The 15,446-nt window shown below is 71.1% G+C and carries 13 protein-coding genes; 11 read left to right on the forward strand and 2 right to left on the reverse strand.

Translation table 11 applies throughout. The features are described 5' to 3' along the window. A complete protein-coding gene (locus AC07RV_RS00570) occupies nt 1-771 on the reverse strand; it encodes a winged helix-turn-helix domain-containing protein (RefSeq protein ID WP_296783806.1) in 771 nt (256 codons plus the stop codon). A 630-nt stretch (nt 772-1,401) separates the two neighbouring features. Here AC07RV_RS00570 and AC07RV_RS00575 point away from each other — a divergent pair. From AC07RV_RS00575 to AC07RV_RS00625, 11 genes are all read left to right on the forward strand, one after another. Next, nucleotides 1,402-2,181, forward strand: coding sequence for a sulfite exporter TauE/SafE family protein (locus AC07RV_RS00575; RefSeq protein ID WP_296783803.1), 780 nt, complete (start codon nt 1,402-1,404; stop codon nt 2,179-2,181). A gap of 207 nt (nt 2,182-2,388) precedes the next feature. After that, complete coding sequence (locus AC07RV_RS00580) at nt 2,389-3,885, forward strand: ATPase domain-containing protein (protein WP_296783801.1); 1,497 nt, start codon at nt 2,389-2,391, stop codon at nt 3,883-3,885. 10 nt (nt 3,886-3,895) lie between these two features. Then, nucleotides 3,896-5,587: a response regulator gene (locus AC07RV_RS00585; RefSeq protein WP_296783798.1), complete on the forward strand. Its 1,692-nt coding sequence runs from the start codon at nt 3,896-3,898 to the stop codon at nt 5,585-5,587. Between the two features lie 14 nt (nt 5,588-5,601). Then, the gene (locus AC07RV_RS00590; protein WP_296783795.1) at nt 5,602-6,141 is read left to right on the forward strand and encodes a P-loop nucleotide/nucleoside kinase family protein; all 540 of its coding nucleotides are present in this window, start codon (nt 5,602-5,604) and stop codon (nt 6,139-6,141) included. 57 nt (nt 6,142-6,198) lie between these two features. Next, nucleotides 6,199-7,227, forward strand: a complete 1,029-nt coding sequence (locus AC07RV_RS00595; RefSeq protein WP_296783793.1) for an AraC family transcriptional regulator — start codon at nt 6,199-6,201, stop codon at nt 7,225-7,227. Nucleotides 7,228-7,288: 61 nt separating this feature from the next. Then, entirely contained in the window at nt 7,289-7,873 is a 585-nt protein-coding gene (locus tag AC07RV_RS00600) for a carboxymuconolactone decarboxylase family protein (RefSeq protein WP_093345342.1), read from the forward strand. Continuing rightward, the gene (locus AC07RV_RS00605) at nt 7,863-8,939 is read left to right on the forward strand and encodes an acyl-CoA dehydrogenase family protein (protein ID WP_296783789.1); all 1,077 of its coding nucleotides are present in this window, start codon (nt 7,863-7,865) and stop codon (nt 8,937-8,939) included. The genes AC07RV_RS00600 and AC07RV_RS00605 overlap by 11 nt, the downstream gene beginning before the upstream one ends. Continuing rightward, entirely contained in the window at nt 8,936-9,799 is an 864-nt protein-coding gene (locus AC07RV_RS00610; protein WP_296783786.1) for an ABC transporter ATP-binding protein, read from the forward strand. The genes AC07RV_RS00605 and AC07RV_RS00610 overlap by 4 nt, the downstream gene beginning before the upstream one ends. Next, nucleotides 9,796-11,058, forward strand: a complete 1,263-nt coding sequence (locus AC07RV_RS00615) for an ABC transporter substrate-binding protein (RefSeq protein ID WP_093345346.1) — start codon at nt 9,796-9,798, stop codon at nt 11,056-11,058. The genes AC07RV_RS00610 and AC07RV_RS00615 overlap by 4 nt, the downstream gene beginning before the upstream one ends. 1 nt (nt 11,059) lies before the next feature. Then, nucleotides 11,060-11,806: an ABC transporter permease gene (locus AC07RV_RS00620; protein ID WP_281081689.1), complete on the forward strand. Its 747-nt coding sequence runs from the start codon at nt 11,060-11,062 to the stop codon at nt 11,804-11,806. Between the two features lie 191 nt (nt 11,807-11,997). After that, nucleotides 11,998-14,130 (forward strand): tripartite tricarboxylate transporter substrate-binding protein, encoded by a 2,133-nt coding sequence (locus AC07RV_RS00625; RefSeq protein WP_296783779.1) that lies wholly within the window; start codon nt 11,998-12,000, stop codon nt 14,128-14,130. A 44-nt stretch (nt 14,131-14,174) separates the two neighbouring features. Here AC07RV_RS00625 and AC07RV_RS00630 read toward each other — a convergent pair whose 3' ends face one another. Further along, nucleotides 14,175-15,374, reverse strand: coding sequence for an MFS transporter (locus AC07RV_RS00630; protein WP_296783776.1), 1,200 nt, complete (start codon nt 15,372-15,374; stop codon nt 14,175-14,177). Nucleotides 15,375-15,446 lie beyond the last annotated feature (72 nt).

The raw sequence follows: 15,446 nt of genomic DNA on the forward strand, positions 1-15,446 counted from the left end.
CTATGGCTGCGCGGGCTCGGCCGGTACCGCGACGATCTGGTAGCCCTGGCCGTACACCGCGCGCAGCACGAAGCCGTTCTCGGCGCGCAGGTCGAGCCGGCTGCGCACGTTGGTGGCGCAGACGTCGAGCACGCGCGCCCCGGCGCGCGGCGTGGGCGTCTGCCAGACCGATTGCCAGAGCCATTCGCGCGTGACCACCTGGCCGAGGTGGCGGAACAGGGTCAGCGCGAATGCGTACTGGCGCGGCTGCAGCCGGATGCTGCGCTGGCGGTGCAGCACCGTGCTGGCCGTGCCGAGAAAACGGTAGTCGCCCCAGGCGCCGAAACCCGAGGTGGCGGCCGGTGTGTTGCGGGGCGGCCGCTGCTTCGAGAGCAGCGCCCGCAGGCGCCATTCGAGTTCGGTCGTCGCGCTCTCGCTCGGAACCTCGTCGAACTCGATCAGGTCGTCCCAGCCCGGCGCGCCGTGCCAGGAGGCGAGCTGCGCCCACTGCCGCGTGCGCACCACGAGCAGCGTGGGCAGTTCCAGCGTGCGGCAGACGGCGAACAGGCTGCGGCGCGTCAGTTCGTCTTCCACCGCCACGAGCAGCAGGTCGAAGTGCTCGCCGGCACTCAGCGCGGCCAGGAAGCTCGTCGGTCCCGCGAACGCGACGGCGTCGTGGCCCATGCGCCGCAACTGGCCGAGCAGGCGGCCGCCATCGCCGTGCCGATCGTCGATCAATGCCACGTGCGCCTCGCCGGCCCCATCGGTCCTGTCGAGGGAGGGCGTCTTCATTTCCATCTTGCTGACATGCCTGTGCGCGGGTGCCGGGAGCTCCAACCGGGAAGGCGCAATGGCATGCCGCCAGGGCCCCGGCATCACGGTGTCCGCATCCGGTGCTGTCGCGGCAAGGGCCATGGTCGGGGTTTCTGGTTGTCGCTGGCGGCATGCCTTGCGCTCGAGTCCTGGATGGTGGCGAGGGAGCGGGAAGGCTGCTTGCGTGCCGCGACAATTGGTCAGGATGCGCTGCGATCTCCGGAAAAAAGTGTGATCTTTGGCGCGGGTTTTTTTTCCCGGCCGACCCTTGATCGGGGCCGTGATCTGGTTCGGTGATGGCGGGAACCGCGGGCTCGAGACCGCCTTTCCGATGAGGCGTTCGGGCCGCGGCTCTCCCGGCGGCCCGGGCCCTCGCTGGTGGCCTACTTATAATTCACGGCCGATGTCCGCCCCTGACATCCCCCCTCGAATGCAGGCGCTTCCTCTCGCGATCGCGCCTTCCCCGCTTCCCCATGCCTTCGCCCGTGCCCCCGTTCGTTCCCGATCCAGCCGGATCGCTTCCCACGCATCGCCCTTCGCTCCCGCGGTTTCGCAACGGCTTTGTGGGCGCGCAAGCGCTGCGCGCCCCGCGCCGCTGAAGCCCGCCCCGTGCAAGACCTCCTCTCCGGCGCCCCGCCGGTGCTGGCCTTCATGGCCTGCGTCGCCCTCGCCACCTACGCCCAGAACCTCACCGGCTTCGCCTTCAGCCTGATCCTGCTCGGCCTGGTCTCGGTGTTCCATATCGCGAGCGTCAGCGACGCGGCCAACGCGGCCACGGTGCTGAGCCTGATCAATGCCTGGACCTACTTCCGCGCCCGGCCCGGGCCGGTGCCGTGGCAGTTGATGAAGCCGGCGCTCAATGGCAGCACGGTGGGCGTGATCGTCGGGTTGATGCTGCTGACCTGGCTCAGCGGCAGCGCGGTCGACTGGCTGCGCGCGCTGCTGGGGGTATCGATCCTCGGTTGCGCGGTGCTGCTGGTGCTGCAGGCGAAGCCGCTGCCCGCGATCTCGGGGCGCAAGAGCTTCGCCATCGTCGGCTGCCTGTCGGGCGTGCTCGGCGGGCTGTTCTCGAGCTCGGGGCCGCCGATCGTGTTCCACATGTACCGGCAGCCGCTGGACCGCGAGCTGGTGCGGCGCGCGCTGCTGCTGATGTTCGCGTTCAACTCGCTGGTGCGGCTCGTGATCGTGGTGCCGACTGGGCACTTCTCGTGGCGTGCCGCGCTGCTCGCGGCCTGCGCGATGCCGGTGGTCTACGGGGCCACGCGGCTGCACCACCGGCTGCCCAACCGGCTGCAGCCGCGCACGCTCAAATGGCTGGTGGGCGGACTGCTGGCTGCCGCGGGTTCGACGCTGTTCGCCGCGGCCTGGGCCGCGATCGCGCACGGCTGAGCGCCACCGATCGCGGTGGCATGGCGCCGCCGCGCGGGGCCTTCACGAGGCGGCGGCTTACACGCGAAGTGCCCGAACCGCCCCTGTCGCGGCGCATGGCGCATTGGAAAATCCGGCCAGAACCTCCCCAGGTCGTTCGCGTTGCACGAAGACAGGCTCCGGTCGCCCCGGGCGTGTGTTCCTTCCAAAAAAACCGCCCTCGCTGTCATGCCATCCTCGTCATCCCTCACCTCCACGGGAATTCCCGGCCTCGACGACATCCTGGGCGGCGGGTTGCCCGCGCAGCACCTCTATCTGGTCGAGGGCACGCCGGGCACGGGCAAGACCACGCTCGCGCTGCAGTTCCTGCAGGCCGGCCGCGCCGCGGGCGAGCGCGGGCTCTACGTCACCTTGTCCGAAACCTCCGAGGAACTGACCCAGGTCGCGGCCTCGCACGGCTGGTCGCTCGAGGGCATCGAGGTCTACGACCTGGTGAGCGACGAGGGGCTCAGCGAGGAGGCCGAGCAGACCGTGCTGCATCCCTCGGAGTTCGAACTGGGCGAGACCACGCGCGACGTGATGCGCCTGGTCAACGAGCAGAAGCCGCAGCGCGTGGTCTTCGACAGCCTCTCGGAGATGCGGCTGCTGGCCCAGAGCGCGCTGCGCTACCGGCGCCAGATCCTCGCGCTCAAGCGCTTCTTCGCGCAGCGCGGCTGCACGGTGCTGATGCTCGACGACCGCTCGGGCGGCGATGGCGACCAGCACCTGCACAGCATCGCGCACGGCGTGCTGCACCTGGAGCAGAACACCAACGACTATGGCGCCGACAAGCGGCGGCTGCGCGTGGTGAAGCTGCGCGGCGTGAAGTTCCGCAGCGGCGAGCACGACTTCAACCTCGACCGCGGCGGGCTGCAGGTGTTTCCGCGGCTGGTGGCCAGCGAGCACGAGCAGAAGATCGACGAGCGGCTGGTCTCGACCGGCACCGCGGCGCTCGACGCCCTGCTCGGCGGCGGCCTGACGCCCGGCAGCAGCCTGCTGCTGGCCGGGCCCGCGGGCGTGGGCAAGACCACCACCGCGATCAGCTGCGCCGTGGCCGCCGCGCGGCGCGGTTCGAAGGTCGCCTACTACCTGTTCGACGAAGGCCTGGGCACGCTGCGGCAGCGCTCGCGGGCGCTGGGGCTCGACGTCGAGCCCTACATGAGTTCGGGCCACATCTCGATCCGCACGCTGGATCCGGCCGAGGTCTCGCCGGGCCAGTTCGCGCATTCGGTGCGCATGGCGGTCGAGCAGGACGGCGTGCAGATGGTGGTGATCGACAGCCTCAATGCCTACCTGCACGCCATGCCCGGCGGCAAGTACCTGATACTGCAGATGCACGAGCTGCTGGCCTACCTGAACCTGCGCGGGCTCACCACGCTGCTGATTCTGTCGCTGCATGGCACCGTGGGCGAGGTGCGCGCCGACGTGGACCTGAGCTACCTGAGCGACGCGATGCTGAACTTCAGGTACTTCGAGGCGCGCGGCAACCTGCTGAAGGCGATCTCGGTGATCAAGAGCCGCACCAACGCGCACGAGCAATCGATCCGCGAGTTCCGCCTCGGACCGCACGGCGTCGAGGTCGGCAAGGCGCTCAGCGACTTCCAGGGGGTGCTGTCGGGCGCGGCCCGCTACACGGGCACGCAGCCGTTGCTGGGCGATAGCGATATCGCCACGCCGACCCCATGAAAGGGCCGGTGTGGAAAACCGCATCCTGATCCTCGCGCCGCGCGGCCGGGATGCGCAGGTGATCCGGGCCGTGCTCGAAGGCCAGGCCATCGAGTGCCTGGTCTGCCCCGATGCGGCGTCGCTGCTGGCGGAACTGGAGACTGCGGCCGCGGCCGCGATCGTGACCGAGGAGTCGCTGGCGGACGGCTTCGACGGTGCGCTGGGCGCCCGCCTGGCGAAGCAGCCGGCCTGGTCCGACCTGCCTTTCGTGGTGCTGGCGATGCGCCAGTCGGGGCGGCGTTCGGCCAGCGCGCAGGCCTCGCTGCAGCAACTGGGCAACTCGGTGCTGCTCGAGCGGCCGCTCAATCCCGAGACGCTCGCGAGCGCCGCGCGTTCCGCCTTGCGCGCGCGCCAGCGGCAGTACGCGACGCGCCGCCACCTGAACGACATCGAGGCCGCCAAGGCCACGGTCGAGCGGCTCAATGCCGAGCTCGAAGGGCGCATCGCCACCCGCACGGCCGAGCTCGCGGGCGCCAACGACTGGCTGATGCGCGAGATCGCCGAGCGCGAACGGCTGCAGGCCAACGTGGTGCAGGGCCAGAAGCTCGAGGCCATCGGCCGGCTCACCGGCGGCATCGCGCACGACTTCAACAACCTGCTGCACGTGGTCAACCTCAACCTGGAGTTCATCGCGCGGCTGGCGCCCGAGGGCAAGCTGACCGACTACGCGCGCCGCGCGAAGGAGTCGGTGGCGCGCGGCTCGCGCCTGACCGGGCAGCTGCTGTCGTTCGCGCGGGCGCGCAGCCTGGTGCCGCGGCTGCATGGCGTGAATGCGCTGGTCACCAATCTGCGCGAGCTCATCGAGGTCTCGGTCGGCTCGAAGGTGCGGGTGGCATTCGATCTCTGGCCCAGCGAACTCTGGGTGATGCTCGATGGCGCGCAACTCGAGATGGCGCTGCTGAACATGTCGGTGAACTCGCGCGACGCGATGCCCGAGGGTGGGCAACTGACCATCCGCACGGCATTGGCGAGCGCGCCCGACGGTTCGCCGCAGGTGCTGGTGAGCGTGGAGGACACTGGCAGCGGCATACCGAGCGCGGTGCTGTCGAAGGTATTCGATCCCTTCTTCACCACCAAGGCCAACGGCCACGGCACGGGGCTGGGGCTGAGCCAGGTCTACGGCTTCGCCAGCCAGTCGGGCGGCCAGGCCGAGATCCGCAGCACGCCGGGCCAGGGCGCGACCGTGACCCTGCGCTTTCCGCTGTCGCAGCCCGACGAGGTTGCCGGCGCCGCATCGACGGCCCAGGGCAACGGCGCCGCGCCCGCCAGAGGAGACCCGCGCTGCGAGGTGCTGGTGGTGGAGGACGACACCGAGGTCCGCCAGGGCATCGCCGAAGGCCTGCGCCTGCTGCAGTACACCGTGCGCGAGGCCAGCGATGGCCACAGCGGCCTGCAGGAGCTGCAGCGCCGCCGGCCCGACCTGCTAATGGTCGACTACCTGATGCCGGGCATGAACGGCGCCGAGCTCGCGGCCGCCGCGCGCCGGCTCTATCCGCAGATGCCGGTGCTGGTCGCGACCGGCTATGCCGACATGGCGGAGGTGCAGAAGGTGGTGGGTTCGCACTCCGTGCTGCGCAAGCCCTTCGACCTCGAGACGCTCAGCGGCGCCGTGAGCGCGGAGCTCGGCCGCGCGCGGATCACGCTGCAGGCCGCCGGCGGTTGATATGCTGCGCGGCCATGACGAACTCCCCCTCCGCCACGCTGATCGTGCTCGCCGGCCTGCCCGGCGTCGGCAAGACGCAGGTGGCGCGCGCCATCGTCGCGCAGCGGCCCGCGGTGTTCCTGCGCATCGATGCGATCGAGCAGGCGATCGCCGCGACACGGGCACAGCACGGCGGTAGCGTCGGCATCGAAGGCTATGCCGTGGCCTATGCGCTGGCGCGTGCCAACCTCGCGCTCGGGCAGACCGTGGTGGCCGACAGCGTCAATCCGCTCGAGGTCACGCGCGCGGCCTGGCGCGAGGTCGCGCGTTCCACCGGCGCAGCGTCGATCGAGGTCGAGCTGGTCTGTGCCGACCTCGTCGAGCACCGGCGTCGCGTCGAGACGCGTGCCAGCGACCTGCCGGGCCTGGTGCCGCCGACCTGGGCCTCGGTGCAGGCTCACGATTACGTTCCCTGGTCCACGCCGCGGCTGGTGATCGACACGGCCCGGGTCTCGTCCGACGAGGCCGCGCGGCGCATCCTGGCCGCCTGCGCCTTGCCCATTTCCGGGTCATAAGCTCACAGCGATTCGTTCTTTGGCGCCGCGCGAGGTCTAGGCCACACTGGCGGGCCCATGCCTTCCCTCACCGTCATTCCCGACGCAGCCAGCCCGTCGGCCGATGCCGGGTTCGATGCCCAGGCCGACCGGGTGGCCGACTGGCTGCTCGGCAGCCTCGAATGGAACGCCACGCTGTTCCACGTGGGCCAGTACTGCGGCCGCTGGCGCGCCTCGACGGCGGGCCGTGCGCGCGCGAGCTTCCACCTGATCCTCGAGGGCCGCTGCTGGCTGCACCGGCCGGGGCTCGAATCGGTGGCGCTGTCGCCGCGCGACGGCGTGTTCCTGATGCGCGACGTGCCGCATTTCCTCTCGCCCTATGCCGACCCCGGCATCGACTGCACGCCGCGCGCGATGCAGCCGCTGTCGGCCAGCCCCGCGCTCGGCGAAACGGCGCTGGCCTGCGGCTTCTTCTCGTTCGACGGGCCGCTGCGCGACCTGGTCGCGCAGTCCTTTCCCGACTGCCTGGTGCTGCGCGCCGACGATCTCGCGATGGCCTCGGCCGCGACCCTGTTCGACCTGATGCGCAGCGAGGCGCTGCGCGCCGGCACCGAGCCCTCGGTGCTGATGGACCGGCTGGCCGGCCTGCTGTTCTTCTATGGCCTGCGCCACGTGGCGCGCAGCGACGCGAACGCGCGCGGCTTCTGGGGCCTGCTGCGCCGGCGCGGCTTCGCGCCCTTGCTGGCGGCGCTGCTGCAGTCGCCCGAGCGGCCCTGGAGCGTGGCCGACATGGCGCAGCGTGTGCATCTCTCGCGCGCGGCCTTCTTCCGCCAGTTCGGCGAGGCCTGCGGCCAGTCGCCGCTGCAGTTCCTGCAACTGCTGCGCATGCAGATCGCGGCGCGCAAGCTGACGCAGGGCGAGTCGATCGCGCAGGCTGCCGAGGCCGTGGGCTACGACTCCTATGCCGCGTTCTCGCGCACCTTCAAGCGCGTGATCGGCGAGCAGCCGGGCGCCTGGCAGCGCGCGCGCCGGCTCGACCGCAGCGAGGCCGCCAGCGTGACCGCCAGCGAGACGAACCGGCACAGATCCGAGACGCCCGGTCATTGATGCCCGCGGGCGCGCCGCGAAGAATCGGTGCCAGTTTCCGCACTACACGAGCCGCACCGACATGACACGCCTGACCCTGCACACCGAGACCTCCGCGCCCGAAGCCAGCCGTGCGCTGGTGGCGCGCGCCGCCGCCAACAACGGCTTCCTGCCGAACCTGATCGGCATCCTCGCCAATTCGCCGCAGGCGCTCGAGACCTACCTCGGCGTGGCCCAGACCACCGCGCGCGGCGAACTCACGCTGGCCGAGCGCGAGGTGCTGCAGATCACGGCCGCGCGCATCCACGGCTGCGACTTCTGCGTGGCCGGCCATTCGGCCGCGGCGCTCAAGCAGGCCAAGTTGCCGGCCTCGGCCGTGGTGGCGCTGCAGCGCGGCGAGGCCACGGGCGAGGCCCGGCTCGATGCGGTGCGCGCCTTCACCGAGGCCGTGATCGCGAGCCGCGGCAAGGTGAGCGACGAGGCGCTCGCGGCCTTCCGCGGCGCGGGCTTCTCCGAGCGCCAGGTGCTCGAGGTGGTGCTCGGCGTGAGCCTGGCCACGCTGTGCAACTTCGCCAACAGCCTGGCCGGCAGCGCGGTCAATCCGCAGCTGCAGCCCTACCTGCCCGAGAACCTGCGCGCCGACGCAGCGCCCGCCCATGCTGGCTGAGGCCGACCGGCACTGGCTCGACGCGCAGGCCGAGGCGCTCGACGGCGACAACGCGCAGGCGCACGCGGTGCTGCCGCGGCTCGCGGGCGCGCAGCTGTTCGGCCTGGGCGTGCCGCGTGCGATCGGCGGGCAGGGCGGCGACACGCGCGATGCCATCGAGGCCATCGCCGCCGTGGCCGGCCATTCGCTCGCGGCGGCCTTCACCTTCTGGGGCCAGCGCGTCTTCATCGAATACCTGCTGCAGTCGCCCAACCAGGCGCTGCGCGAGCGCTGGCTGCCCGCGCTGCTCGACGGCTCGCTGGCCGGTGCCTCGGGGCTGTCGAACGCGATGAAGTTCCTCGGCGGCATCGAGGCGCTGCAGATCACGGCCACGCGGCAGGAGGGAGCGCCCGGCTGGCGGCTCGATGGCAGCGTGCCGTGGTGCACCAACCTGCGGCCGCAGGGCTTCGTGGCCGCGGTGGTGGTGCAGCGTGCCGATGGCGGCGCGCCGCTGGTGGCCGCGCTGCAGGGCGGGCAGGCGGGCGTGGAACGCAGCGCCGACCTCGACCTGATCGCGCTGCGCGGCAGCAACACCGCGTCGCTGCGCATCGAAGGCGCGCGGCTCGCGGCCGACGAACTGATCCATGACGATGCCAACCGCTTCCTGCCCACGGCACGGCCCGAGTTCCTCGGCCTGCAATGCGGGCTGTCGATCGGGCTCGCGCGCGCCGCGCTCGCGACCGCGGCGCAGATCGGCGGCGCCGGTCGCGCGGTGCTCGACGCATCGCTGGCCGAGCAGCGGCAGGCGCTCGATGCCACGGTCGATGGGCTCTACGCGGGCATCGCCGATGGCCGCTTCCGCACCCAGCCCGAGGCGCTGTTCCGCGCCCGGCTCGCGCTGGCCGACATCGCGCAGGCCGCGGTGCAGCTCGAGCTGCAGGCCAGCGGCGGCCGTGGCTACCACCGCGACCAGCCGCTGAGCCTGGCGCGGCACTGGCGCGAGGTGGCGTTCGTGCCGATCGTGACGCCGAGCGTGGTGCAACTGCGTGGCGAACTCGCGCGCCGCGCGGCGCAGTCCGCATCGTGAGCGCCCTGGCTGCCGAGATCGGCCTCGACGAGGCCGCGAACGCGCCGCACCCGGTGCTCGAGGCACGCGATCTGGCCTTCGGCTTCGATGCGGCGCGGCCGGTGTTCAGCGGCGTGTCGCTCGCGGTGGCGCCGCGCGAGATCGTCTGCCTGCTCGGCGGCAGCGGCTGCGGCAAGTCCACCTTGCTGCGGCAACTCGCGCGGCTCGAGGTGCCCGGCCTCGGGCATGCCGAGGGCGAGATCCGTTTTCTCGGCGAGGCCTCGAGCGCACCGCATCCGCGCGCGGCGCTGGTGTTCCAGCAGCCGGGCCTGCTGCCATGGCTCGATGCCGCGCGCAACGTGGGCTTCGGGCTCGACTTCGCGCGCCAGCCGAAGCTCGAACGCGAGCTGCGCGCGCGCCGCGTGCGCGATGCGCTCGCGGCCGTGGGGCTCGCAGGGCAGGGCAGGCTCTATCCGTCGCAGCTGTCGGGCGGCATGGCGCAGCGCGTGGCGCTGGCCCGGGCGCTCGCCCGCGAGCCGGTGCTGCTGCTGGCCGACGAACCCTTCTCGGCGCTCGACGCCATCACCCGCACCGAGATGCAGGAACTGCTGGTCGATGTGGTGCACCGCTGGCGCACCGCCGCGCTGCTGGTCACGCACGACATCGACGAGGCGATCCTCGTCGGCGACCGCATCCTGCTGATGGGCGAGCGTCCCGGCCGCATCGTGCGCGAGTGGCGTGTCGACATGCCGCGCCCGCGCAGCGATGGCGCCGCCTTCACCGCGCTGCGGCTCGACATCCTCGCCGCGCTGCAGGCCACGCGCCGTCATACCTCCATCGAATCGCCACCCGGCATGCCAGAAAGAAAGCCCGTCGAATGACCGACCCGAATCCCGCCCACGGCGCCGCGCCGCGCGCCACCCATGTCTGCGCCTCGTCCGCCTGCGACTGCGGCCTCACGCGGCGCGACATGCTGCGGCTGTCGGCCCTGGCCGGCGCGGCGGTGGCGGCGCCCTTTCTCTCGGCCGGCGATGCGATGGCCCAAGGCTTCAAGGGCGACGACCAGCCCGTGAAGATCGGCTATTTGCCGATCACCGATGCCACACCGCTCTTGATCGCGCATGCGCGCGGGCTGTTCGACAAGGAGGGGCTGCGCGCCGAGGCGCCGCGCATGTTCCGTTCGTGGGCGCAGATCGTCGAGGCCTTCGTCGCGGGCCAGGTCAACGTGATCCACCTGCTCACGCCGGCCACGCTGTGGGTGCGCTACGGCTCCAAATTTCCGGCCAAGATCGCGGCCTGGAACCACATCAACGGCTCGGCGCTCACCGTGCTGCCCGAGATCGGCAAGCTCTCCGACCTCGGCGGCAAGACCGTGGCGGTGCCGTTCTGGTATTCGATCCACAACGTGCTGCTGCAGGACATGTTGCGCGCCGAGGGCCTCAGTGCCGTCACCAAGGGTGCGGGGGCCGGGGGCGGCGTGGGTCCGAAGGAAGTCAACCTCGTGGTGCTGGCGCCGGCCGAGATGGTGTCGGCGCTGGCCGCGCGCTCCATCGCGGGCTTCATCGTGGCCGAGCCCTTCAACGCGGCGGCCGAGATCGCGGGCGTGGGCAAGGTGCTGCGTTTCTCGGGCGATGTCTGGAAGGACCATGCCTGCTGCGTCACCTTCCTGGCCGAGCGCGACATCGCCGAGAAGCCCGAATGGGCGCAGCGCGTGACCCATGCGATCGTCAAGGCGCAGCTGTGGACGCGCGACAACCGGCTCGACGCGGCACGGCTGCTGTCGAATGCCGGCGAGCGGCGCTACACGCCGCATCCGCCGCAGACCCTGGCCAAGGTGCTGGCCGCCACCGACTACGCGAGCTACGAGGCCAGCGGCGTGGTGCGCCACAAGGGCTGGAGCCAGCGGCGCATCGATTTCCAGCCCTATCCCTTCGCTTCCTACACCGAGCAGCTGGTGCGCGCGGTGCAGGGCACCCGGGTCGAGGGCGAGAACGCCTTCCTGCGCGCGCTCGATCCGAAGTTCGTGGCGCGCGACCTGGTCGACGACCGCTTCGTGCGCAAGGCGATCGAGGCCGTGGGCGGGCCGCAGGTGTTCGGCGTGGCGCCGGACTACCAGCGGCGCGAGACCATCGCGGTCTGACGTGGGTCGCCGCCTCGGACTGCCGCTGGCCGGCCTCGCGCTCGCGCTCGTGCTGTGGTGGGCCGGCAGCGCCTGGCTCGCGCAGCGCACGCCGATCGCCGCGGCCTTCGCGCCCGGACCATCGGCGCTGGCGCTCGTGCGTCTCGTCGCCGGTCCCGACATCTGGCAGCACGCGCTGCTGAGCCTGCAGCGCGTGGCCATCGGCCTCGCACTGGCGATCGTGTTCGGCGTGCCGCTGGGCGTGCTCACCGGGCTGTGGCGCGGCTTCGCGCAGGCCAGCACGCCGGTGTTCCAGTTCCTGCGCATGATCTCGCCGCTGTCGTGGATGCCGATCGCCGTGATGGTGCTCGGCGTGGGCGACCTGCCGGTGTATTTCCTGCTGGCCTTCGCGGCCGTGTGGCCGATCCTGCTCAACACCGCGGCCGGCGTGGCGCAACTCGACCCGCACTGGCTCACGCTCGCGCGCAGCCTGTCGGCCACGCGTCGCGAGACCGTGCTGCGCGTGATCCTGCCGGGCATCACCGCGCACCTGCTCACGGGCGTGCGGCTGGCCATCGGCATCATCTGGATCGTGCTGGTGCCGGCCGAGATGCTCGGTGTGTCGGCCGGGCTCGGCTATTTCATCCTCGACACGCGCGACCGGCTCGCCTATTCGGAGCTGATGGCGGTGATCGTGCTGATCGGGGCGTTGGGGTATCTGCTCGATGGGTTGGCGCGCTGGTTGCATGCGCGGTGGACGCATGGGTGAGGGGGGCGCGTGCGGCGGGCAGGGGCAACCGAACAGGAAAGCGAACTGGAAAATTCAGCCTTCTGAATGACGCAAGGACTTCATATAAAGCGTTGAATACATTGGTTTTTTAAGCAGAATCAACCGGCAAAAGAACCGGAAGCCATGAGCGAAAGACCGATCCCCCTGTCTGCCACGACCAGGCGAGCTTCATGAAGCGCCTGCCTCTCTTCGCAATCCTGCTGTGGCTTTGCATCGCCCTCGGCTCGGCCAACGCGGCGCCGCCGACCTACCAGGATCTGCAGGCTGACCCGGGCACTGTGCCGATGCAGCCAACCTGGCAATTGCGGCCGGTGAATGCATCAGCGCCGCCCTGGGAAGACGTCTTCACTTTCACCATCGGCATCGCCCCGGACCTGATCGAAAAGGCGCGTTGGCTGAGCCTGAATCCGGGCAGGAACAGCGAGCGCGCGCCCGCGCTGTTCGACGCCCTCGATGGGCGAGTGCTTTTCCTGTCACCGACGGCGCGCAGCTTCTGCGATGGCCGCTGGCAGGTCGTGTGGCTGGAGCGCATTGGCATCATCGGCGTCGGCACCGCGCTCCAGCCCGCGTTCAAGGTATGGCTGGTGGAGCAGAAGCCTGGCGGCGGTCAACGGACCACCGTGGGCATCGGGCGCATCGATGCGCAAGGGCAGTGGGCCGTGCCGCCCGTGCGTTGCGATGGCAAGGACACGACGTCCATCGACTCCCCCGCCGCTCTTTCCTACCTGATGCCCGACGAATCCAGGCCAGCGGCTTCCGACCTGCAGGTGGACACGGTCTACGCACAGCCCGGCTTGCGCGATGCCGCGGGGCAGTGGCGCACGCCGCCGCCGCCGCGTGACATCACCACGGCGCAATGGATGGACTACCAGCGGCAGATGCCGACACCTGGCTCCACCGGCTCGGGCCTCATCGACGCGCGAGGCAGGATGGTGATCCCGTTCATCTTCGGCGGGCTGCCCGACGCGACGGCCCAGCGGCGCATCCGGCTGTGCACCGCCGTCGGACTCGATCGCCAGCGCAACGCCAGCACGCCGCGCGCGTGCCGCTGGCAACGGCTGCACGGCAGCAACACCGACGCCGCACTGCGGCCGGCCAAGGATGCGGACACCGGCCGATGGGGCTACCGGAACGCGCAGGGCCAATGGGCGATCGCGCCGCAGTTCCAGGAGGCGCGAGCGTTCCGTCATGGCTATGCCGTCGTCGCGGGCGCGTTCCCCCCGGACTGGCGGCCGCCCGGGTGGCAGGACGAGCGGCCGATCATCCGGCAGTTCCACCGCATGGGCCGCCATTGGGTGGCCGAAGCCCTGGTGCGCAACGCGTCCACCGCCGGCGCATGGGAGATACGCTACGGCCTGCTCGACGATGCCGGGCAATGGCTGGCCGCCGTGCCGCAGCCCACGCTGCACGTGACCGTGCCGTTTCCACCCGGTGGCCGCAGCAGCCACTATGCCGGGATGCTGGCGAGCCACCTGCCCAGGCTGCTGGGACGCGGCGTGCAGGTCGATCACGTGCCGCAAGCCACCGAGGCCGACTACCGCCGGCTGATGGCGGAGGGCGGCAACGAGAAGGTCCTGCTCGCGGCGCTGAGGCTGCCGCGCGGAGGGATCGAGGGCGTGCACCAGGGCCCGCCGATCGATGCGCTGATGCAGGCCGTTCGTCCCGTCACGCTGCTGGCGTCGCAGCCGCTGGTGCTGGCCATCGACAGCACGAAGGCCGATGCGCTGGGCATTCACGACACGGACGACCTGCTCGCCTATGCGCGGGCCCACCCCGGCAGCCTGCGCATCGGCACGGGCGAAGACGGCTGGACCGGCCACCTCGCCTTCGGCCAGTTCCGCGCGCTGAGCGGCGTCGACGTGCAACGCGTGGTCTTCAAGGGCATGTACCCCGACTCGGACGTCATCACGAAGGAGCATGCGGTGGACCTGCTGTTCGCGCCCGTGAACGGCGTGGCGGTCGCGGTACGGCGCGGCCAGTTGCGCGTGCTGGGCACCACCGCCGACCCGGCGCGCCCGCAAAGCTTCGACGGTGTGCCGTGGCCGACGCTGGCCTCGAGCGCGCCGCTGGCCGGCTACGCGACGTACGACCACTTCAGCCTCTGGGCACCGGCGAATTCGGATGCCGCGTCCAATCGCACCGTGCAGCAAGCCGTGGCCCAGGTGCTGGCCAGGCCCGAGGTGCGCAAGCAGCTGCAAGACCTGCAGGTGGTCGGCGGCGGCGGTTCACCCGAGAGCTTGCTGGCGCTGGAAGACGAAGAGCGCGAACGCTGGCTGCGTGCGCTTTCCTCGTCGGCGCGTTGATCGCGCTGCCGGGTCTTCGGGCGTGACGACCTCGACGGTCGCGCTCATTCCGTCGCGAACCACGCCAGCGCCATCGCCGGCAACGCGAACCCGATCCACGACGCCAGCGGCCATCCGCCCTTCGCATAGGCCCAAGCACCGAGTGCCGACCCCACTGCACCGCCGAGGAAGAAGGTGGCCATATAGAGGCCGTTGAGCCGCGAGCGGAGTTCGGCGCCAAGGCCGAAGATCGCGCGCTGCCCCAGGGTCATGTTGGCCGCCACGCCGAAGTCCAGCACCACCGCCGCGACCACCAGCAGGCCCAGCGACAGCGGCGATCCGCCATGGGTGAAGTGGGCCAGCAGGAAGCTGCCCGCCACCGCGAGCATGGCGCCGATGGTCGCACCGCGGCTCCAGCCGCGGTCGGCGGCGCGGCCGACCAAGGGCGCGGCCACGGCGCCCGCCACGCCCACCAGCGCGAAGAGGGCGATCTCCGCCTGCGACAGCCCGTAGGCGCTGCTCGCCAGCAGCAGCGGCGTGACGGTCCAGAACAGGCTGAACGATGCGAACAGGAAGGCGTGATAGAGCGCGCGCCGCTGCAGGACCCGCGTGGTGCGCGCGAGCCGCACCATCGATGCGAGCAACTCGCCGTAGCGCAGCCGGTGCGACGGCGTGCGCGTCGGCAGCGCCAGCGCGAGGACCAGGGCCAGCACCAGCATCAGCGCCGAGGACAGCACGAACACCATGTGCCATGACGACAGCTGCGCGACGAAGCTCGCCGCCGGCCGCGCCCCCATGATGCCCAGCATCAGCCCGCTCATCACGCTGCCGACGGCACGGCCGCGCCGGGCCTCGGGCACCAGGTGGGTGACGTAGGGCACCAGCACCTGGACCGCCACGGTGCCGAGCCCGATGAACAGCGCCGCCGCCAGGAAGGGCAGCGGATGCGTGGACAGGCCCGCGGCCAGCAGCGACAACGCATCGATGCACAGCAGGACCAGCACCAGCAGCCGGTTCTCGACCAGGTCGCCGAGCGGGACGATGAACAGCAGGCCCAGCCCGTAGCCGAGCTGCGTCAGCGTGACGACCAGGCCGGTGGCGGCGGGCGACAGCCCGAGCGCGGCGCTGATGAGTCCGGCCAGCGGCTGCGCGTAGTAGAGGTTCGCCGCGGCCAGGCCGCAGGCCGTGGCCACCAGCGGCACCAGCCAGGCATGGGGTTGCGCGGCGGTGGCGCGTGGCGTCGCCGTGTTCGTGGAGGTCGTCATGGGGAGCGTGAGAGCGTGGAAGAAAGGAGAGTGCCAAATAAGGAAATGTTCATGTCCAAAATTGGCAAAAAA

The organism is Variovorax sp. GW821-FHT09B01, from assembly GCF_059418345.1.